This is a genomic window from Halosegnis sp. (assembly GCF_042216475.1).
GTDB lineage: Archaea > Halobacteriota > Halobacteria > Halobacteriales > Haloarculaceae > Halosegnis.
The window spans coordinates 110,959-129,658 of record NZ_JBDGTV010000003.1 but is presented as its reverse complement, the minus strand read 5'-3'; the positions used below and the strand labels follow the sequence as shown (position 1 = coordinate 129,658).

Below are 18,700 nucleotides of genomic sequence, written 5' to 3'. Positions count from 1 at the left end.
TTGACCTCTCGAAAGGCAATTCGGTACAGAACGTTCGCGCCGTCTGGAACGGCGAGGAGTGGGAACTCCACTTCGTCTGCAAAGTTGAACTCGAAACGACCGACTCAGCAGGCGGCGGCGTGGCAGGTATCGACCTCGGTATCAAAAACATCGCCACAGTTGCGTTCCTTGACGAATACGTTCTCTACCCGGGAAACGCGCTTAAAGAAGACAAGCACTACTTCACACGTGCTGAGTACGATACAGAGGGGGAGAACGGCCCATCGGAGATGTTGATGTGGGCGCGTCGAAAACTCGCTGACCGCGAGACGCACTTCTACCACACGCTCACGGATACCATCATCACGGAGTGTGTCGAACGTGGTGTTGGCACGCTCGCGGTGAGCTGGCCCGAAGACGTGCGCGAATCGGATTGGGGGAAGACGGGGAACAAGAAACTCCACACGTGGGCGTTTGACCGCATCTACCAGTACCTCGAATATAAAGGCGAGATTCGAGGGGTTGAGCTGCTGAAGGAGAACGAGTGGACCACCTCGAAGACCTGTTCACGGTGTGGCGACGATACGAAGTCGAATCGTGTTGAGCGTGGGTTGTACGTCTGCCAGTCATGTGAGTTGGTCGGGAACGCGGATTGTAACGGGGCGGAAAATATGCGGCAGAAGATAACTCCGAGTCCTCACGGTGAGCATAGGAGTAACGGCTGTGTGGCACAGCCATCGACATACCTGTTCGACCGCGAGAGCGGGACGTTTCACACGAGAGAACAGGTCGTGTCGTAGACCAGCAAATATCCCACCTGCGGGACGGGAAGCCCCGTCGTTCAGGGCGGGGAGGATGTCACATCGGACGGCCGTGACACGGCTCACGGTCAGTGACTCGGCCGCTCAGTCTCTTCACGACGTGACTGACGCGTGGCGGTCCGCATGTGCGATTGCAACCGATTTTGCTTGGCCAGAAACGACATCGGCTAGCGCCATCCAGTCGGCTGCCTACGACCGGATTCGTGAGGAAACCGGACTAAAAAGCCAGCACACCCTACTCGTGTGTCATCACGTCGCCGAGACCGTCCGGAGTCTGGCGGCACGGGCCGAACAGGGCCAATCGGTGTCCAAGCCGAGCTTCGACGCGCCAACGGCCACATACGATTCAAAGACACTAACACTCTCTGGAGATGGTTCGGTGTCGCTGACGACGCTCGGTACCCGCGTTCACGATGACCTCGCGCTGCCGAGCAATGCGGACGGCTACCAGTACCAGTATCTTACCGACAATCGGTGGAACCTCACCGAGAGTACCCTCACTTACCGCGACGGAGCGTTTTATCTTCACCTCGGCTTCCGTCGCCCGCGCCCAGACCGACAGTTGCCCGAGCACAGAACAGTCCTCGGCGTCGATCTGGGTATCGACCATCTCGCAGTCACGAGTACGGGTCGGTTCTTCTCAGGGGTTGAGTTCAACCACTACCGACGTGAGATACAAGAGCGTGAGCGGGCGCTCCAGCAAGTGGGTACGCGGAGTGCTTATCGAACTCTCACACAGATTCACCATCGCCGCAGACGGCGTGCCCGCGACCGGCTGCACCGTGTCGCGAATGGCATCATTGAGGAAGCAATCACGCATGACGCGACGGTCATTGCGCTTGAAAATCTCACCGGGATTCGCGACCGACTCCCAGAGACGACAGCGGTCCATCGATGGGAATTTCGTACGCTTGCGGCATTCATCAAGTACCGTGCCCGTGCGCGCGGCATCAATGTCGTTCGTGTATCTCCTGCCCACACGTCAACGCGCTGTTCACGCACGGACTGTGGTCACACCACAAGTGCCAATCGGCCATCACGGGCCCAGTTCCGGTGTGTTGAGTGCGGGTACGAGGTGCACGCCGACTACAACGCCGCGAAGAATGTGGGCCTCCGCTGTGTCCGCCGTGGCCACATGTCGTCACGGCGGACGGGCACCGGCCAGTGTGCCCTGAAGTCCGGAACTCTCTCGCCAAGTGATGGGTTTACGGACAAGTTATCCACTGGGTGACAGCTGGTATCCGGGTTGGCCCACTCTTCCTTGACGAGGCCTCAGTTCACGACTACTTGGCCAAGTTAGACAGTCAAATGCTGACCTGTCGTCGCGTGGTTTACTTCTGTGGCGTCGGCCGGGGCCCACGGCTGGGTGGCGTGAACCTTCGTCTCGCAATTTCTATAAGCGCGCTCAAGTAAGTGGTAACGTATGACACACATTGCAATTGTCGGCGGCGGCGCTGCAGGACTGAGTGCGGCGCTGTTCACGCAGAAGAACGGCCTCGAGACGACCGTCTTCGATACGGATGGCACCTGGCTCCACAGCGCCCATCTGTTCAACTATCCCGGTATCGGCTCGCAGGATGGCACCGCCTTCCTCAAGACGCTTCGCGAGCAGGTGGACAGCTTCGGCGCCGAGCGCCGTCAGGGAGAGAAGGTGACCGATGTTGAGGCGACCGGCGACGAGTTCGCCGTGACGACCGACGACGAGACGGTCACAGCCGACTATCTCGTGCTCGCGACGGGCGCCAAACGCGGCCTCGCGGAGTCGCTGGGCTGTGGCTTCGACGGCGACGTGGTCGCTGTCGACGTGAGCATGGAGACGAGCATCGAGGACGCCTATGCGACGGGCGCGATGGTGCGCGCCGAAGAGTGGCAGGCGGTCATCTCGGCCGGCGATGGCGCGGCCGCAGCGCTCAATATCCTGAGCAAGGAGGAGGGCGAGCACTTCCACGACTTCGACACGCCCGACACCGCGAGCGACGTGTTCGGTGGGCTGGCAGGCAACAACTGAAGCCGACGAACCGACGCCGGTATCTCCGCCGCGCTCGTCTGCTCGCCCGTGACCGACCGACTCGACGTCGACGTGGACACCGACGCGGACCCGGCGGCAGTCGCCGCCCAGCGTGACGACCTCGTGGCGGCCGTCCGTTCCCACGCCGGCGAACTCGCCTACGCGCTCGCCCGCATCGAGGGGGGCGACTACGGTCGGCGGACGTTCGAGACGGCCGACGGCGAGTGGACGCTGAAACACGAGGCCGGCGAGCTAGAGTTCCTCCGATTCTCTCCCCGTTCGGGCGAGGAGACGTACGTCGTCTCGACGAAACGCGACCCGGAGCCGGCGGCGCTGGCGTCGGCGGTTGCCGATTACGACGCCTTCGTCGCTGCCTTCGAGACGTGGGTGCGCTCGCTTGACGGCCTCCTTGCGGACGTGGAAACGAACTTTCCGGAGGTTGTGACCGGTGAGGCCGTCGTCACGGAACGAGACCGGATTGTCGACCGTATCCGCGAGGTTTGCACCCAGATGGCGGGTTCGCTCGCCCGCCACGACCCGAGCGACTACGGCACCTTCACCGCCCGTGTCGACGGGACGCGCTGGGAACTCAACCGCGAAGGTGCGGCCGTCTCGTATCTCCGCGTCGGCGGCAGCGACGGCACGTACCTGCTCTCGCAGTACGGCCCGCCGGCGGCCGCCGATGTCCGCGAGTTCGCGCCCGACTTCCCGGCGTTCGTCGCTGCCTACAACGACCACGTCGACGAACTGGCGCTCGATCTCGCCGAAATCAACCTCTGATGGTCAGCCGTCGTCGCTCCGCACGCTCGACACACAGCGGTCCCAGCCACGCAGCCCCGCCGGGGACATGTACAGGTGTGTCCGGCCGGGCGGCCTGCTGGACGCGCAGATAATAGTAGTCTACCGGGCTGTCACCGGGGTCCCCAAGAGGCGCATCGTCGACTATCTGCCCCTGGACAGAGAACGTCTCCAGCGGAGCGTCGTAGTCGGCCGTCCCCGTCGCAACGTGGTGGGGGTCGCCGTTCTTGACGACGGTGACCGACTCGACAGGCGCGGTGCCGTGAACCTCGTAGTCGATTTCGCGGGGCGTTGTCGGTGACGGCACGTGCACCGTACTGTCCTGCTCGCCGACGCGGATACCGTTCACGCGAAGCGTGGCGAGAATCCGGTCCGGCTGGGTAGTCGCGTAGACGGCCCGCGAGCGGAGCGCATCGAAGACGGCCGCGCGGCTCCGCTCGCTTGCCCGGAACGCCGTCAGGCCGCCGGGATACGACTGTTCATTCCAGACCCGCCAGATGTGGCCCCACCCGATACCGTCGCGGCGCCACTCCGCCAGTGATGGCAGATGTGGCCGTGCGTGCAACAGCACGTGGCCAGGGTACGGGCCGTGGTAGTCGGAACCACCAATGAGGCCGACCCGATACCCGTATGCGAGCGCGTCCTGCACGTGGTGGCCCGGCTCGTCGATCTCCCCTTGTCCCATCGCCAGCGGCCGGCGGTTCCCCGCGCCGGCGGGCCGCTCGCTGGAGCCCCACTGGGAGTACACCTCGACCAGCGGTGCCAGCTCGTCGTCGTAGTCGGTCGCTGCGAAGTCGAACGGATACATCGCCTCCGCGGGGTGGTGGGGAATCGTGAGCACGTCGCCGGTGTCCTCGCGTGCACGGTATGCCCGTAATGCGGTCCACAGTCCCTCGTAGGTGTCGGTCGCCGGCGCGTGTGAGTCGAACAGCTCGGCGTCATCCACGTCATCGAAATACACGTTGATGTGGCCGCCGCGGTTCGGCTGTTTGGTCCACTCGTAGCCAAACAACGTGACGAACGCGCCGGGATCGTGGTGGGCCGCAGTCGTGGCCTGCATCTCCGCGAAGTAGCGGTCGTGCATCCGCTCGCGCTGCCAGCGCGGCGGAATGAAGAACCCCATCGTGTCGTGGTCAGTGTATGCGCACACGTCCAGCCCCATTGTCTCGCGGGCAAACTGGAAACCGCGAGCCATCGAGCCCGCCCCATCCGAGAGCTGCGAATGGAGATGGATGTCGCCCCACAGTGTCCGCTCGGCGGGGTCGTCCTCATGGACCCGGACTGGGTTGGACACGTAGCGGCTGCCGTCGTGGTCAAGGGTGAGATACTGGATGCCGGGCGTGTCGAAGGTCACGGATAGGTAGGTCATCCCCTGCTCGGGGTCGCCGGGTCCCACCGGTGGCCCGTCCCCATCGAACGAGGTGCGATTGGGATGGGTCGCGTCAGCGTCGGTCGTATCGACGGCGACAGTCTCCCTGAACGGGTGGAACCGCTCGTATTCGTCCCACGCCTGCAGGCGAACATCGATAGCCTCGCCGACGACGGCATCCGAGGGGGCGATAACGTGAATGTAGGCGAGCCGACCGGTCCGTGAGCGCCAGAGTGCGCGGAGCGACGGTCGCGAGGCGGCGAATACCCGGACCGACTCGTGTGGCCCAGCCATACCCGCTCGATGGGGCCAGTGGGGATAACCTTCTGGGACGCACGCTTTTATCACCGGCCCGTCGTATCCGGGCATGGATGTCCGTGCGGAATCCCAGCGGAGCTTCATCGCTGGGCTGTTACTCGTCGCCCCGCTGGCCGTCACTTTGTTCGTCGGGAGTCTCGCCCTTCGATATCTGGCAGGCGTACTCGACCCGGTCGTTCAGGCCGGGCGACTGGCCCAGTACACGGGGAACAGCCGATTACTCGCACAGACGCTGGCCGCGCTCCTGCTGGCGACGGCCGTCGTCGGGCTCGGTTACGTCGCGCAGCGACAGGTCGGTCAGCGGCTGTTCGGTGGCTTCGACCGACTCGTCAGGTTCGTCCCGCTCGTCTCGGCGGTGTACTCGTCCGTACGGCAGGTGGGCGCCGCGCTGGAGAACCGGAGCAGCCGCTACGAATCTGTCGTGCTCGTCGAGTACCCGCGGCTGGGGGTGTACTCACTGGGGTTCGTCACCGGTGACGCCCCGGCGGACGCGTCGACCGTCGCTGACGAACCCGTGTACAATGTGTTCATTCCGAACAGCCCCAACCCCACGGGCGGCGAACTCGTGCTCGTGCCCGAGAGTCACGTTCATGAGACTGACCTGTCCGTGCGCCGCGGCCTTCGGCTCATCGTCACCACCGGGATTGCCGACACACAGGACGAACTGGCGGCGTTCCGCGAGGACGCTTAGCTTTTGAACCCTGCGCCCCGCCGCCACATATGGACGACCCAACCGACGGTACCGACCCGCTCGCATGGGAGACGGTCGCCTCACAGGTCGATTACACGTGTCCTGGCTTCGACGTACGTGTCGACACAGTCCGCCTGCCGGACGGTACCGAAACGGAGTATCACAGCGTCGAGGAGCCAGACGCCGTCGTCGTGCTTCCGTTCACCACCGATGGCGACGTGGTCGTCATCGAGGAGTGGCGGCAGGCAGTCGGTCGTGTTAATCTCGGTATCCCCGCTGGGAGCGTCGAGGCGGACGACGACGACCTCACAGCGGCGGCGGCCCGTGAGCTCGCTGAGGAGACAGGCTACGAGGCGGGCTCCCTCGAGCCGGCGGGCAGTATCGAACCCGCGAACGGCCTCCTCAATGCTACGCATCACCACTTCCTCGCGCACGACTGCGAGCCGACCGCCGAGCAGTCGCTCGACGCTAACGAGTCAATCCGTGTCGACAAACGTCCAGTCGAGATGCTGCGCGAGGCGGCTATCACTGGTAACCTCCGTGATGGCCGTGCGGCATACGCGGTGCTCAGACACGCACTCGCGAGGGCCGGATAGCCGCTGGCATTTTGCTACGCCAGCGGTCGGCCGGAACGCACACTCGACGGACTCATCTCGCGGTCATCCCCACGTGACCGCGGGCAGCGAGCGCGTATCACACGCCCACGCTCCATCCGTATTTGCAGCGGCTGTCTTATGAAACTATGCCAAGGGGTTCACACGATGTGAACGTCTTGATTAGGAGCGACGCGGCTTTCAGCGGGCGCGTTCACGCGCCAGTATGCGCCAGTTCGTCGTCATCGGTCACGACGCGCCCACCGACCCAGAGTTTCCGCTTGACGATCTCCCGTCGGCAGCCGGGCGACTTGACCTGCTGTGTCGCTGTGTCACGAGCGGCCTATTTCTTTCGCACAATATCCGAGACGCGCGAGTTCACCTTGTCCTTGCAGACGAGTATACAATAACCTTCGACGGCGCAACGGTCCGCCATCTCAACCCTGACGAGCGGTCGACGGCCGCCCGGATTCGGAACGCGCTCGCAGCCCGCGAGGACGCTATTGGCCATATGCCTGCTGAGCCATCACCGGGCGTGGAACTCCGGCGGCTCGGTTTAGCAGACACCCTCGAACGAATCGGCGGCGCGCTTGTCACGCTCCACGAGGACGGCGACCCGCTCGCGACGGCCGACCCCATCGCGGACCCGACGTTCGTCCTTTCGGATCACCGTGATTTCACCGAGACAGAGACGGCACTGCTGGCCGACCAGGCCACTGCGCGGCTCAGCGTCGGCCCCGAACGGCTCCACGCCGACCACGCCGTGACGGTGGCACACAACTGGCTTGACACCGACGGCTACACGCATTACTGACTGCGGTACCGTACAGGAAACTACGAATCGCCGCTGGTAGGTGTCGCTGGTGTCGCAACTACCGTGATATACTTCTTGCGCGGCGTACGGGAGGTCCATCGATTGGCTGCTTACTCCGACTCGGCTGTTCCAGCTGCCTCCAGTGTCCCGTCGAAGTCATCGACCGGGATGACCGAGTAGTCGACCGAGAGAGTGTCCTGTGTGGCGCGAATCTTCCCGACAAACGTCGAGATCTCCTCGAGGCGTCCCTCGACGATGAACAACTCCATGCAGTAGTGGTCGCCGACGTGGTTGTGGACGTTCGAGGTAACGAGGTCCTCGTGTTCGTGCCGGAGCTGCATCATCCGCTGCTCGGCCGAAGAGGTCTCGTAGTTGAACAGGACGGTAACGACGCCGATGAGGTCGCGCTGCTCCAGCCGTTTGTCTTCGAATTCCCCGAGCAGGTTCCGCGAGGCCTCCCGGACCACCTCACTGCGGCCGGTGTAGCCGTGCTCGTCGGCGAACTCGTCCAACCGCTCAAGCAGAGACTCCGGCATCGAGACGCTCACGACAGTCATGGGTCTTGTGAAGAGAGGCTGGCAGAAATAATAATGATTACTATCCAGCTTGGGTGCGAGTCAGGTCGTCAACGGACCTGTGAACGCCCGCTCGCGCTCGAGTACTGTCTCCCACGTCAATTCGCACTCACAGGTAACCTGCTCGAACACGCTGGGGTCCTGCCGGCGGTCGAAGTCCTTTATCGCCGTCTGGACGCGGTCGTCACACTCGCCGCAGTTGTGCGGGCCCCGATCTGAGCCGTGGCCGACGGGATCCGAGATGACGATGGCGTCGGTGTCGACGGTCCGCTCTAGCACCGCACACACTGACCAGAGCCACGGCGGCCGGTAGCCGCCCTCGTGGTACAGCTCCTCGACCATCGTGTACCGCTGGACATTCGTCGGGTTGACAGAGACGGTGTGACAGCCGTCGACCGCGGCACATCGGCGGACGCTCTCGACGGCATCCTCCAGCGCCTCCTGCTCGGTGAGGAATGGCGGCTTCAAGAGAAGATACGCCTTCACACCTGCCTCGCCCGGCGCTGCCTGTGTCTCCGCGCAGGCCTGCTCGAAGTCGGCGAAATCGAAGTACTTGTTCACACAGTCGTGGCGCACCCGGTCGGTCGCTGTCTCCAGCCCGACAGCCACGTCTGCCGCTAACCCGTGGTCGGTGAAGTCGCGCAGCTTCTCGTGGTCGACGAAGTCCGGCAGCGACTCCACGACGACCCGGTCGCGGTCGGCGAACTCCGCGGCGATGGCCCGCCGCGTCTCGGCGGGTACCTCCCGCTCGTCGAGGAAGGACCCAGAAGTGTACATCTTCACGATGTCGGCCTGGGCATCCCGCTCGCGCTCGTGGGCGAGGGCTGTCTCGATTTGCGTCAGCAGGTCCTCGTGAGCGACACTGCCGCCCTCGACGGACTCGGCGACGTACCCACACATCGTGCAGCCGCCGGCACGGGCCCACCGACACCCACCTGTGTTGAGGATGATCGTGAGCGACTCCACCATGCCATCGGGCGTGTTGTCCTCGTCGAGCCAGACGCGGGTCGGCTCCGTCGGGTCGTAGCTGGCGTCGTTTTCTGCCCGAATCTCACGCATCGTCGCGTTGTGGGCGTCCATTCCCCGCCCCGACTCGTACACCTCAGGGCTCGGCTCACTCATTACCCTGAGTTGCCGGTGCGACCGGAAAGCGGTGTCGGGTCGCCGCTGACCGTCCTGCCTCCGGTCGCCACTTGGCCACAGGCCGACTTGATGGGCTTGGAAGTGGTCCCGTCGATGTTCGGCCCGGAGGCTAATTCCCCCGACTCCGAATCGCGCACATGGCTGTCGAGCAGGCCGACGCACACGACGTTCGCGTTGCCGTCGAACGGCGTATCGATGCGCCCGTCGAAGCCGTCTGGGAGGCCGTTGCCGACATCGACGTCACCGAGGCGATGCTGCCGGGCTGTCGCCAGCTCCGGTTCGGCGTCGACCGCGACCACGTCCGCGCCGGCGACGAGGGAACCGCAACGCTCGCCGTCGATGTCGGGCCGCTGTCGCCGTCGTTCGAGACCGATGTCACGGTGCGCCGGCGTGACTACCCCGAGATGGCGCTGACCGCCAGCGGCGCTGCCGCGGGCTCCCAGTTCGACACGACCGCCGAACTGACCGTTGCCCCCGCCGACGAGGCGACCGATGTGCGGTGGGTCGCGACTGCGACGGTCACTGGCCGACTTGAGCGGTTCGCCGGCGGACTTCGCCCGGTGGTTGAACACGTCGCCGACCGGTTCTTCGACCGACTCGACGACCGGCTCACCGACCGGGACGACTGAGCCACGCGACGGTCCCGAGCGTCGCGCCGATTGCATTCGCGACGATGTCTGAGAGCGCGAATATCCGGGTCGCGAGCGGCACCTGCAGCAGTTCAATCGTCAATCCATAGCCCGTTGCGGCCGCGATAACGACGACGAGTGCCCGGCCAGTCGGTTGGTCGCCGAGTCGTGCGCGGGCGAGTGTCGCCGCCAGCGTGGCGTAGCCAGCCGCGTGCAGCCACGCGTCTAGCCCGATACCAAGCAGGACCGTCTCTCCTCCTGCAAGATCGCCGATGAGCGGGAGCCCAGTCCCGCCAGGGAGCACGCCGGCCACGAGGAGCCCCACTGCGATAACGGCGACCGGGGCATACCGACGGGAGGCAGGCGCCTGCTGCATGCGCGGCCTCTGACCGGCCCCCGCAAAGCGGTGTCGGCCGCGTCACGGTTTTGTCGGTCGACCCCGACCAGCCGACGTGCAGATTCGCGACGTGCTCCCGCGGGATGCCATCCCGAGCATCGATACGCCGCAGTACGGTGCCGACTACTTCGGCAGTGACGACGATGAGGTGCTTGTCGCGGAGGGCACACCACCGCGGGCGTACCCACTTCGAATCCTGAGCTACCACGAGGTGGTGAATGCCGACGGCGTCGCTGTGACGTGGTGTCCGATCTGTGGGAGTGCCGTGGTCTACGACGCGATGGTCGACGGCGAGTCGCTGACATTCGGTGTTTCCGGGAAACTCGCCGACGATGGACTCGTGTTGTATGACCGCCAGACCGACAGCGAGTGGCACCAACCCACCGGCCGGTGTCTCGCGGGGCCGCACGAGGGGCGCCAACTCACGGCGCGGCCGGCGCGGCTGCTCACCTACGGCCGGTTCCGCGCGGCGTATCCCAACGGTGAGGTCCTCCAGCCGGCCCGCTCGGGCGACCCCGCCGTAGTGTACGATATGGACCCCTACGAGGCGTACTTTGCCCGGGATGCGTTTGGCCTCCACGGGATGCGCGGCGAGGGGGAACCACAGACGTGGGACCGTGACGACCTTGCGCCGAAGGATGTCGTCCTTGATGTCGGCAGCGACGCCGATGCCGTCGCGTTTCCCCGTCAACGGGTGGCCGCCGCCGGCGGACTCGTTCGCGAGACGGTCGCCGGCCAGGCGCTCCTCATCGTGCTCGGGGATGGCGAACTCCACGCCTACGAGGCGCCCGGCTTTCCCATCGAACGCGCCGATGGCAATGCCCCGCTCTCGGGTGACGGGACGACATGGGATCCGGCAACGGGACACAGCGATGACGGCCGGCAGCTCACGCCGGCCCCGGCGCGACGCCTCTTCGCGTTCGCTTGGCAGGATGCCCACGGCGCAGACGCCTTCTGGCGCGATATGTAAACCCAGTGCCGTTAGCCGGCCGAGATTCACTGGCTCACGCGCTCTACTGCGGAAATATTAGCGCGCATCTGTCGGCCTGAGCCCTGGTTACGACTGCGTAAGTAACTGTGAATGGTTACGCGGGAGTGCTAAGAATTACCAGTATGCCCTCCATACTATGTAATGGACTTTAACCATGACTGACTTAGGCGGTTTCCATGACCACGTGGCGCGCGTCGACCTCTCGGGGAGCGACGTCGCGTACGAGGGTGTGGACCACGACGACGCGGAGAAGTACATCGGAGCACGGGGCCTCGGCGTGAAGTACGTGTTCGACCAGGGGCCGGATGTGGACCCCATGGGCCCGGAGAACCTGCTCGCGTTCATGAACGGCCCGCTCACGGGAACGCAGGTAACGATGTCCGGCCGGCTGGCCGTCTGCACGAAATCCCCGCTGACGGGCACCGTCACGGACAGCCACATGGGTGGCTGGTCGGCGGCGCGGCTGAAGTGGGCCGGCTTCGACGGCCTCCTGTTCGAGGGTGAAGCCGACTCGCCCGTCTACGCCGTCGTCGAGGACGGCGAGGTGGAGCTTCATGATGCCTCCGACCTCTGGGGGAAGGGCATCCACGAGACGATGGACATCCTCGAGGAGCGCCACGAGGGCGCCTACGGCAAGAATCTCTCGACGATGGCCATCGGCGAGGCCGGCGAGAACGGCGTCAAGTACGCCGCTATCCTCAACGAGGACGACCGCGCGTCAGGCCGTGGCGGCACGGGCACTGTCATGGGCGCGAAGAACCTGAAGGCGGTCGTCGTCAAGGCCCGCACGGACATGCAGCAGCCGGCAGACTCCGAGACATTCAGGAAGGGCCACCGGCAGGCGATGGAGGTCATCCAGGAGTCGGAGGTGACCGCTCCCAACGAGGGCGGCCTCTCCATGTACGGGACGAACGTCCTGATGAACGCCACCGAGGAGATGTCGGGCCTGCCGTCCCGGAACGCCAAGTACACCTCGACGGGCGACGCCCGCGACGACGGCTGGGCTGGCGAGGAATTCGACGCCGAGCTCGTCTCCGGCGAGAACGTCCGCGAGAACATCCTCGTCGACGAGCCGACCTGTCACTCCTGTCCGGTCGCCTGCAAGAAGGAGGTCGAGGTCGACGTGATGCACAAAGGCGAGGAGATGAACGTCCGCACGGAATCCTACGAGTACGAGTCCGCGTGGGCGCTCGGCCCGAACGCCGGCCACACGGAGCGCGACGAGATTGCGGTGATGCTCCAGCGCTGTAACGACCACGGCATGGACACCATCGAGGCCGGCAACACCATCGCCATGGCGATGGAGATGACCGAGGAAGGCAAGTTCGACGGCCTCGGCGACGGTATCGACTGGGGCGATGCCGAAGAGATGATCGACCTGCTCACGCGGATCGCCAAACGCGAGGGCGAACTCGCCGACCATCTCGCCGAGGGCCCCGACCACCTTGCCGAGGAGTTCGACGCCCACGACAACTCGCTGGCCGTCAAGGGCCAGTCCATCGCCGCCTACGACCCGCGCTGCATGAAGGGCATGGGCATCGCGTTCGCCACCTCCAACCGCGGCGCGTGTCACCTGCGTGGCTACACGCCTGCGGCGGAGATTCTGGGCATCCCGGAGAAGGTCGACCCGTATGCCTGGGAGGGCAAGGGTGAGCTCACCGCCACCTTCCAGGATATGCACGCCGTCTCCGACTCCTTCGACATCTGCAAGTTCAACGCCTTCGCGGAAGGCGTCGAGGAGTACGTCCTCCAGTACAACGGCATGACCGGCCGCGATGTCGGTGAGGAAGAGCTGATGAAGTGCGGCGAGCGTATCTACGCGCTCGAGCGGTACTACAACAACCTCGCTGGCTTCGACGGCTCCGACGACACCCTGCCCGCGCGATTCCTCGACGGCGAGGAGAGCATCCCCGGCCAGGGCGCCTCCGAGGGCGAGATCGTCGAGCTCGAGCAGATGAAGGAAGAGTACTACGACGTTCGTGGCTGGGTCGACGGCGTCGTCCCCGACGAGAAGCTGGACGAGCTCGACATCGAAGTCGGGCCCGGCACCGGCGTCTCCGCGGGCGACTCCGCCGCACCGGCCGACGACTGAGCAGGCCGACTGCAGCACGGCCGCTCGATTCCTCTATATTTGCAACCGGCCAGTGACCGCTATGCCGTCTTGCCGACAGCTGCCAGCAGGTCCTCGAGTGCCTGCCGTGCAATCTGCTCTTTCACCTGCTGGCGATCGCCGTCGAACTCGTACCGTTCGACCCGGGTGACCGAATCACCGGTGCCCCACGCGCCCCGGTAGGCGACGCCGATATACACCGTCCCGACCGGCTTCGCGTCGGTGCCGCCCGTCGGGCCCGCAATCCCGGTCGTCGACAGTCCCCACGTGGTCCCCGCGGTATCGCGGGCGCCGCGAGCCATCTGGCGTGCGACCGGCTCCGAGACGGCCCCATGGTCGTCAAGCGTCTCGCGGGCCACGCCCAGGAGTTCGAGCTTTGCGTCGTAACTGTACGTCGCCAGCGACCGATCGAAATAGTCCGACGAACCAGGCACGTCCGTCAGCAGCGAGCCGATGAGCCCACCAGTACACGACTCGGCGACCGCGAGCGTCGCATCCTGCTTGCGAAGCCGGTCGCCGAGTCGCTGTTCGACAGGCGGGTCGGCGGCGAACTCACGCATACCGACACGAGCAGGCCGGCGGGCTTGAATCCATGCCAAACGCAAGGCCGAACACGGCGGCGCTCTACACAGGGGTATGGACGACGACCGGCCACTCTTCTTCCACGTGATGGCCTACGCCGACGACGCCGACCGCGATGTCGTGGACATGGTGAGCGGCAATCCCGACTGGGAGCCGCCGCGTGCGCTCCGCGAGGGGCTCCGCGCCTTTGCCGACGCGCCCGTTGCCGACTACCAGTATCCGCCCAGCGAGGGCCTCTCCGACCTCCGTGACCACCTCGCAGCCCACCACGATGTCCCCGTCGAGCAGGTCCTCATCACCAACGGCGCTGGCGAGGCAAACCATCTCGCGATGGCCTGCGGGCTGGAGGCCCACTCCGGCAACGAGGTCATCCTTACCGACCCCGTCTACCCGTATTATGCCGACCGGGCAGAACTGCTCGGCGCCGACACCACGTACGTCCCCGTTGATGCCGACGGCCGACTCGACCCGGCTGCGGTCCGGGCCGTCGCGAGTGCGGAGACGGCACTCGTGGTCGCCTGCTCGCCTAACAACCCCACAGGCGCAGTGTACGGCGAGACGGTGAAACGGGAACTCGCCGACATCGCCGCCGAGCACGATGCGCTGTACGTCAGCGATGAGGTGTACGCCGAGTTCGACTACTCCGGCCGGTTCTTCTCGGCGACAGCGATCGACTCCGAGCACGTCGCCGTCACGAACGCCGTCTCGAAGTCGATGGCAACGACCGGCCTCCGCGTCGGCTACGCACTTCTGCCCGACCACCTCATCGACCCGGCGCAGACCCGCCACATGCTGACCAACGTCGCCGTCACCGCCCCTGGCCAGCATGCCGCGCTGCGCGCGCTCCGAGAGACACCTGATGACTACTACGCGGCGACTCGCGACCGCCTGCGCGAGCGTATCGATGCCTTCTGTAACGCGCTCGAAGCGGCGGGCGCTGCCTACACCCGCCCGGAGGGGGCCTTCTACGTGCTCGCACGGTTCGACGGCTTCCCGGGCACGCTCGCCAACACGAAACGGCTCATCGACGAGGCAGGTGTCGCGGGGATGCCCGGCGAGGCGTTCGGCGACGCCCGCGCCGATTGGCTCCGATTCGCCCTGGTCACGCCGCGTGCCCAAGAGGCAGCCGACCGGCTGGCCGACTACTTCGGGTAGGCCAGAGAGTATACGAGGCTGCTCGGCGTCAGTTCAGATATGGACGATCAACTGGGCGAGGCGACCATCGTGTACGAAGGTCCCGACGGTACCGTCGAACAGACGGTAGCCAACGAACACGTCGCGTACTTCCAAGACCACTGGATTCTCCGCACCGAGACGACCGACGAGGGCGACGTGGTCAAACGCATCCCGAAAGAGCGTGTGTATCACGTCGAGCGGACCGTCGACGAATTCCGCGAGGAGGTGAACACGCTGACCAATCAGGTTGAGTCGTTCGCCGAGGAGTTGCGCGACCGGTTCCTCGGCACGTCGGACAACGACCCCGACGAGCCGGAGCGGATCGATGTCGGCAGCGGACGCGACGACCCGGCCGACGAACGCCGCTAAACGACAGCCTTACCGGCCGGTCTCCCGGACGGGAGGTATGTTCGAGGCGCGGACGTACGACGCCGCCGGCCGGGTCGGCGAGCTCACGGTGCCGCGGGCCGGCGTCACCGTCGAGACGCCGGCGCTTCTCCCCGTCATCAACCCGCACCTGCAGACGATTTCGCCGGCCGAGCTTGAACAGGAGTTCGGCGCGGAGATTCTCATCACGAACGCCTACATCCTCTACGGCTCCGACGAGTACCGCGAGCAGGCGCTCGCAGAGGGGTTACACGACCTCTATGGTTTCTCGGGGGCCATCATGACCGACTCCGGGTCGTTCCAGCTGGCAGAGTACGGCAATATCGATGTCGACACGGCCGAGATTCTGCAGTTCCAGGCCGACATCGGTAGCGACATCGCAACGCCCGTCGACGTGCCGACGCCGCCCAATGCCGGTCGCGACCAGGCCGAGCGCGACCTCGAGACGACACAGGCGGCCCTCGAGACGGCTGCCGACTTCGACGCCGGCGAGATGCTCATCAACGCGCCCGTCCAGGGCGGCGCGTATCCGGACTTGCGCGAGCGGGCCGCACGCGACGCCTACGCCACCGGACTCGATATCTATCCCGTCGGGGCGGTCGTCCCGTTGCTCAACGACTACCGCTACGCAGAGATGGTTGAAGCCGTCGCGGCCGCCAAACGTGGGCTCGGCGCCGATGCGCCGGTCCATCTGTTCGGTGCCGGCCATCCAATGATGTTCGCGCTGGCGGCCGCTCTCGGCTGTGACCTGTTCGACTCCGCAGCCTACGCGCTGTACGCCCGCGACGACCGCTATCTCACCGTCCGCGGGACAGAACACCTCGGCGACCTGCACTACTTCCCCTGTTCGTGCCCCGTCTGTACCGCCCACACACCCGACGACGTGGCCGCGCGCGACGAGCCTGATCGTGAGGATTTGCTGGCGCGGCACAACCTCCACGTCACGTACGCGGAATTGCGCCGTGTGAAACAGGCCATCCGACGGGGGAACCTACTTGAGCTCGTGGACGAGCGCGCCCGCTCGCACCCCGCGATGACAGACGGCTACCGGACGCTGCTCGATCACGCCGACTGGCTCGAACAGTCGGACCCCACGAACAAGGATACGTTCCTGCAGGTGTCCGCCGAGAGCGCGCGCCGTCCGGAGGTACACCGCCATCACGAGCGACTCACCCGGCTTACCGTCGACGCCGACACGGTGCTGGTCACAGAGGGTGGGAACAACGACCGCTTCGTCGCGACGTGGGGGCTCAAGCCGCCGTTCGGGCCTGTCCCGCGGGCACTCGCGAAGACGTACCCGCTGACCGCCGAGATTCCCGAACGCCGTTCGCGAGCCGCCTGTGAGGCCGCCGCCGATGGCGTCGCGCGCCTCGCAACCGCTAATCCTGAAACCGAGTTCACAATCGGCCATTTCGACTGGCCTGCAAGTGCGCTCGCCCGGCTCCCCGAGACGGTCGCCCGTATCGACCTCAGCGAGGAGGAGGGCTGAGGCGGGCGCCAGAAGAGGGAAGCGAATTAAGCGTCGGTCTCCGAGGCCAGCCAATGACCGACTACTTCGAGGTCCGCGCCCGAGACGGGCCCGCCCGGCTGGGCGAACTCCGCCTCGCGGAGCCCCTCCGGACGCCCGCGCTGGTCGACGAGGTGCTCCACGACGCCGGCAGTCGCTGGCGCGAGGACTCTGAACCTCCCGACGGCGACGAGGCACAGCTCACTGTCCTGCCGCACCGTGCCCTGCCCGCGGGCAGTGACGCGCGGGTCCGGGAGGCGTTTCAGGTCGAATATCCCGATGTGGACTACCCGAGCGCGGCCGTCGTCGCGCCCGATACCGCCGCGGACTACGGTGCCGACGCGTACGTGCTCTCGACCGCATCGGGGCTGCGCGGCTACGCCGAGGGGTTCGTCGACGCCCTCCTTGCGACTAAGCGGGCGACCCCGCCCGATACCGCCCTCTATCTGCCGGGGGTTGCGACGCCAGCGACCGTCGCCACGCTCGCGTACGCCGGTGTCGACCTCTTCGATACCGACTACGCGTACGTCCGGGGTACCGAGGGGTTCTATCTCCACACGGACGGCGAGCACTTCCTTGAGGACCTCGACGAGCTTCCCTGTGCCTGCGAGGCCTGTCGAACACCCCGTGATGCCTTCACCCGGCAGGACTGCGCCGAACACAACGTCAACGCGCTGCGAGCAGAACTCGCACGGGTGCGCCAGCGGATTCGCGACGGCCGACTCCGCTCGTACGTCGAGGGGGCCGCCCGCCACGAAGCGTGGACGACCGCCATCCTGCGACGGCTCGATGCCGAGTACGCTTATGCCGAGACGCGGACGCCGATCCTCCGGCGGAGCGACCTGCTCGCGGCCAGCGAGGAGTCGCTCGGCCGCCCGGAAATCCAGCGGTTCGCCGATCGTGTCACCTCGCGGTATCGCCCCCGGCTGACCGACCGCCCGCTCGTCCTGCTGCCGTGTTCGGCCCGCAAGCCGTACAGCGAGTCACAGAGCCACACGCAGTTCTCGCGGGCCATCTCCTACCGCGGACACATCGTCTCGATGACCTCGCCTATCGGTGTCGTCCCGGACGAACTCGAACTCACCTACCCCGCCCAACACTACGACTCGGTCGTCACCGGCGAGTGGACGGAAGGGGAATATGCCTTTGTCGCGAGCGTGCTGGAGCGGTATCTCGAGCGCACGCGTGACGCCTACACCCGGCTGATTGCACACATCCCCGAGGACTACCAGCCGATCACCGAGCGAGTTGCTGACGCACTCGATGTTGAGTTCGAGTACACCGTCGTCGACCACCCGACGACTGACGAGTCACTGGCGAACCTGGACAGTGCGCTCGCGGGCGTGGACGCCTACGGGAAGCGAGAGCGCGAACACGCGACTGTCCGGGCGATCGCCGACTACCTGCTTGGCGACGGTGCTGGCGACGAGTTGTTCGCCGATATCGCGACCGGCGGCCGCTATCCCAAGCTGCGGGTCACCCACGAGGGCGAGCAGCTGGCGACGCTCGTCGCCCAGTACGGCACGCTCTCGTTCACGCTAGCGGGCGGGCGCCACTGGGTCGAATCGGACGCGCCGACCAAGCGGGTCGATATCGACGCGTTCGTCCCACAGGGGAGCGTACTGGCGCCGGGTGTCATCGACGCGAGCGACGATATCCGTGTCGGCGACGAGGTGGTCGTCGACGGGCCGGCGGCGTTCGCGGTGGGCCGTGCGGCGATGTCCGGGCCGGAGATGGCTGCCTCTTCGCGAGGCGTCGCCGTCGACGTGCGCCACGCGAGCGAGCGGTGACCTGCCGGCGACCACCGGCTTT

19 protein-coding genes are annotated in these 18,700 nt (G+C 65.8%); 14 read left to right on the top strand and 5 right to left on the bottom strand.

What is annotated here, in order from left to right; translation table 11 throughout:
* The 4 genes from ABEJ63_RS01555 to ABEJ63_RS01540 form a co-directional block, all read left to right on the top strand.
* Positions 1-779, top strand: a 779-nt coding sequence (locus tag ABEJ63_RS01555) for an RNA-guided endonuclease TnpB family protein (RefSeq protein WP_375794581.1), incomplete at its 5' end; no start/stop codon positions are given.
* A gap of 73 nt (positions 780-852) precedes the next feature.
* Positions 853-2,031 (top strand): RNA-guided endonuclease InsQ/TnpB family protein, encoded by a 1,179-nt coding sequence (locus ABEJ63_RS01550; protein ID WP_375794580.1) that lies wholly within the window; start codon positions 853-855, stop codon positions 2,029-2,031.
* 192 nt (positions 2,032-2,223) lie between these two features.
* The gene (locus tag ABEJ63_RS01545) at positions 2,224-2,808 is read left to right on the top strand and encodes an FAD-dependent oxidoreductase (RefSeq protein ID WP_375794579.1); all 585 of its coding nucleotides are present in this window, start codon (positions 2,224-2,226) and stop codon (positions 2,806-2,808) included.
* A gap of 48 nt (positions 2,809-2,856) precedes the next feature.
* Positions 2,857-3,588 carry a hypothetical protein gene (locus tag ABEJ63_RS01540; RefSeq protein WP_375794578.1) on the top strand — a complete coding sequence of 244 codons (732 nt, stop codon included), beginning with the start codon at positions 2,857-2,859 and terminating at the stop codon, positions 3,586-3,588.
* On the opposite strand, the gene ABEJ63_RS01535 is transcribed toward ABEJ63_RS01540, so the two are convergent.
* Positions 3,578-5,269: a DUF3604 domain-containing protein gene (locus ABEJ63_RS01535; protein ID WP_375794577.1), complete on the bottom strand. Its 1,692-nt coding sequence runs from the start codon at positions 5,267-5,269 to the stop codon at positions 3,578-3,580. The genes ABEJ63_RS01540 and ABEJ63_RS01535 overlap by 11 nt on opposite strands.
* Positions 5,270-5,342: 73 nt before the next feature.
* On the opposite strand from ABEJ63_RS01535, the gene ABEJ63_RS01530 reads away from it, so the two are divergent.
* The 3 genes from ABEJ63_RS01530 (at position 5,343) to trmY (ending at position 7,391) form a co-directional block, all read left to right on the top strand.
* Positions 5,343-5,984, top strand: coding sequence for a DUF502 domain-containing protein (locus tag ABEJ63_RS01530; RefSeq protein WP_375794576.1), 642 nt, complete (start codon positions 5,343-5,345; stop codon positions 5,982-5,984).
* Between the two features lie 29 nt (positions 5,985-6,013).
* Positions 6,014-6,580 (top strand): NUDIX hydrolase, encoded by a 567-nt coding sequence (locus ABEJ63_RS01525; protein ID WP_375794575.1) that lies wholly within the window; start codon positions 6,014-6,016, stop codon positions 6,578-6,580.
* 223 nt (positions 6,581-6,803) lie between these two features.
* Complete coding sequence (gene trmY / locus ABEJ63_RS01520; RefSeq protein ID WP_375794574.1) at positions 6,804-7,391, top strand: tRNA (pseudouridine(54)-N(1))-methyltransferase TrmY; 588 nt, start codon at positions 6,804-6,806, stop codon at positions 7,389-7,391.
* Between the two features lie 110 nt (positions 7,392-7,501).
* Here trmY and ABEJ63_RS01515 read toward each other — a convergent pair whose 3' ends face one another.
* A complete protein-coding gene (locus ABEJ63_RS01515) occupies positions 7,502-7,948 on the bottom strand; it encodes a CopG family ribbon-helix-helix protein (protein WP_375794573.1) in 447 nt (148 codons plus the stop codon).
* Between the two features lie 60 nt (positions 7,949-8,008).
* Positions 8,009-9,088 carry an archaeosine biosynthesis radical SAM protein RaSEA gene (locus ABEJ63_RS01510; RefSeq protein ID WP_375794572.1) on the bottom strand — a complete coding sequence of 360 codons (1,080 nt, stop codon included), beginning with the start codon at positions 9,086-9,088 and terminating at the stop codon, positions 8,009-8,011.
* A 158-nt stretch (positions 9,089-9,246) separates the two neighbouring features.
* On the opposite strand from ABEJ63_RS01510, the gene ABEJ63_RS01505 reads away from it, so the two are divergent.
* Entirely contained in the window at positions 9,247-9,738 is a 492-nt protein-coding gene (locus ABEJ63_RS01505) for a CoxG family protein (RefSeq protein ID WP_375794571.1), read from the top strand.
* Here ABEJ63_RS01505 and ABEJ63_RS01500 read toward each other — a convergent pair.
* A complete protein-coding gene (locus ABEJ63_RS01500; protein ID WP_375794570.1) occupies positions 9,719-10,114 on the bottom strand; it encodes a VanZ family protein in 396 nt (131 codons plus the stop codon). The genes ABEJ63_RS01505 and ABEJ63_RS01500 overlap by 20 nt on opposite strands.
* A 76-nt stretch (positions 10,115-10,190) precedes the next feature.
* Between ABEJ63_RS01500 and ABEJ63_RS01495 the strand changes: the two genes are divergently transcribed.
* Together ABEJ63_RS01495 and ABEJ63_RS01490 are read left to right on the top strand one after the other, a co-directional pair.
* Entirely contained in the window at positions 10,191-11,105 is a 915-nt protein-coding gene (locus ABEJ63_RS01495) for a DUF3179 domain-containing (seleno)protein (protein WP_375794569.1), read from the top strand.
* Positions 11,106-11,280: 175 nt separating this feature from the next.
* Positions 11,281-13,218, top strand: coding sequence for an aldehyde ferredoxin oxidoreductase family protein (locus ABEJ63_RS01490; protein WP_375794568.1), 1,938 nt, complete (start codon positions 11,281-11,283; stop codon positions 13,216-13,218).
* Positions 13,219-13,277: 59 nt separating this feature from the next.
* Here the strand turns inward: ABEJ63_RS01490 and ABEJ63_RS01485 are convergent, their stop codons facing one another.
* Entirely contained in the window at positions 13,278-13,796 is a 519-nt protein-coding gene (locus ABEJ63_RS01485; protein WP_375794567.1) for a CinA family protein, read from the bottom strand.
* A 76-nt stretch (positions 13,797-13,872) separates the two neighbouring features.
* Between ABEJ63_RS01485 and ABEJ63_RS01480 the strand changes: the two genes are divergently transcribed.
* From ABEJ63_RS01480 to arcS, 4 genes are read left to right on the top strand one after another with little or no spacing between them, the layout of a single operon-like run.
* A complete protein-coding gene (locus ABEJ63_RS01480) occupies positions 13,873-14,973 on the top strand; it encodes a pyridoxal phosphate-dependent aminotransferase (RefSeq protein ID WP_375794566.1) in 1,101 nt (366 codons plus the stop codon).
* Positions 14,974-15,012: 39 nt separating this feature from the next.
* Complete coding sequence (locus ABEJ63_RS01475) at positions 15,013-15,363, top strand: hypothetical protein (RefSeq protein WP_375794565.1); 351 nt, start codon at positions 15,013-15,015, stop codon at positions 15,361-15,363.
* Positions 15,364-15,400: 37 nt separating this feature from the next.
* Positions 15,401-16,870, top strand: a complete 1,470-nt coding sequence (gene tgtA, locus ABEJ63_RS01470) for a tRNA guanosine(15) transglycosylase TgtA (RefSeq protein WP_375794564.1) — start codon at positions 15,401-15,403, stop codon at positions 16,868-16,870.
* A gap of 53 nt (positions 16,871-16,923) precedes the next feature.
* The gene (gene arcS, locus ABEJ63_RS01465; RefSeq protein WP_375794563.1) at positions 16,924-18,678 is read left to right on the top strand and encodes an archaeosine synthase subunit alpha; all 1,755 of its coding nucleotides are present in this window, start codon (positions 16,924-16,926) and stop codon (positions 18,676-18,678) included.
* Positions 18,679-18,700 lie beyond the last annotated feature (22 nt).

Excerpts from the sequence above, each read along its gene's own strand:
- ABEJ63_RS01545 (WP_375794579.1), top strand. The coding sequence starts at position 2,224 with ATGACACACATTGCAATTGTCGGCGGCGGCGCTGCAGGACTGAGTGCG.
- ABEJ63_RS01535 (WP_375794577.1), bottom strand. The coding sequence starts at position 5,269 with ATGGCTGGGCCACACGAGTCGGTCCGGGTATTCGCCGCCTCGCGACCG.
- ABEJ63_RS01530 (WP_375794576.1), top strand. The coding sequence starts at position 5,343 with ATGGATGTCCGTGCGGAATCCCAGCGGAGCTTCATCGCTGGGCTGTTA.
- ABEJ63_RS01525 (WP_375794575.1), top strand. The coding sequence starts at position 6,014 with ATGGACGACCCAACCGACGGTACCGACCCGCTCGCATGGGAGACGGTC.
- trmY (WP_375794574.1), top strand. The coding sequence starts at position 6,804 with ATGCGCCAGTTCGTCGTCATCGGTCACGACGCGCCCACCGACCCAGAG.
- ABEJ63_RS01515 (WP_375794573.1), bottom strand. The coding sequence starts at position 7,948 with ATGACTGTCGTGAGCGTCTCGATGCCGGAGTCTCTGCTTGAGCGGTTG.
- ABEJ63_RS01510 (WP_375794572.1), bottom strand. The coding sequence starts at position 9,088 with ATGAGTGAGCCGAGCCCTGAGGTGTACGAGTCGGGGCGGGGAATGGAC.
- ABEJ63_RS01505 (WP_375794571.1), top strand. The coding sequence starts at position 9,247 with ATGGCTGTCGAGCAGGCCGACGCACACGACGTTCGCGTTGCCGTCGAA.
- ABEJ63_RS01500 (WP_375794570.1), bottom strand. The coding sequence starts at position 10,114 with ATGCAGCAGGCGCCTGCCTCCCGTCGGTATGCCCCGGTCGCCGTTATC.
- ABEJ63_RS01490 (WP_375794568.1), top strand. The coding sequence starts at position 11,281 with ATGACTGACTTAGGCGGTTTCCATGACCACGTGGCGCGCGTCGACCTC.
- ABEJ63_RS01485 (WP_375794567.1), bottom strand. The coding sequence starts at position 13,796 with ATGCGTGAGTTCGCCGCCGACCCGCCTGTCGAACAGCGACTCGGCGAC.
- ABEJ63_RS01480 (WP_375794566.1), top strand. The coding sequence starts at position 13,873 with ATGGACGACGACCGGCCACTCTTCTTCCACGTGATGGCCTACGCCGAC.
- ABEJ63_RS01475 (WP_375794565.1), top strand. The coding sequence starts at position 15,013 with ATGGACGATCAACTGGGCGAGGCGACCATCGTGTACGAAGGTCCCGAC.
- tgtA (WP_375794564.1), top strand. The coding sequence starts at position 15,401 with ATGTTCGAGGCGCGGACGTACGACGCCGCCGGCCGGGTCGGCGAGCTC.
- arcS (WP_375794563.1), top strand. The coding sequence starts at position 16,924 with ATGACCGACTACTTCGAGGTCCGCGCCCGAGACGGGCCCGCCCGGCTG.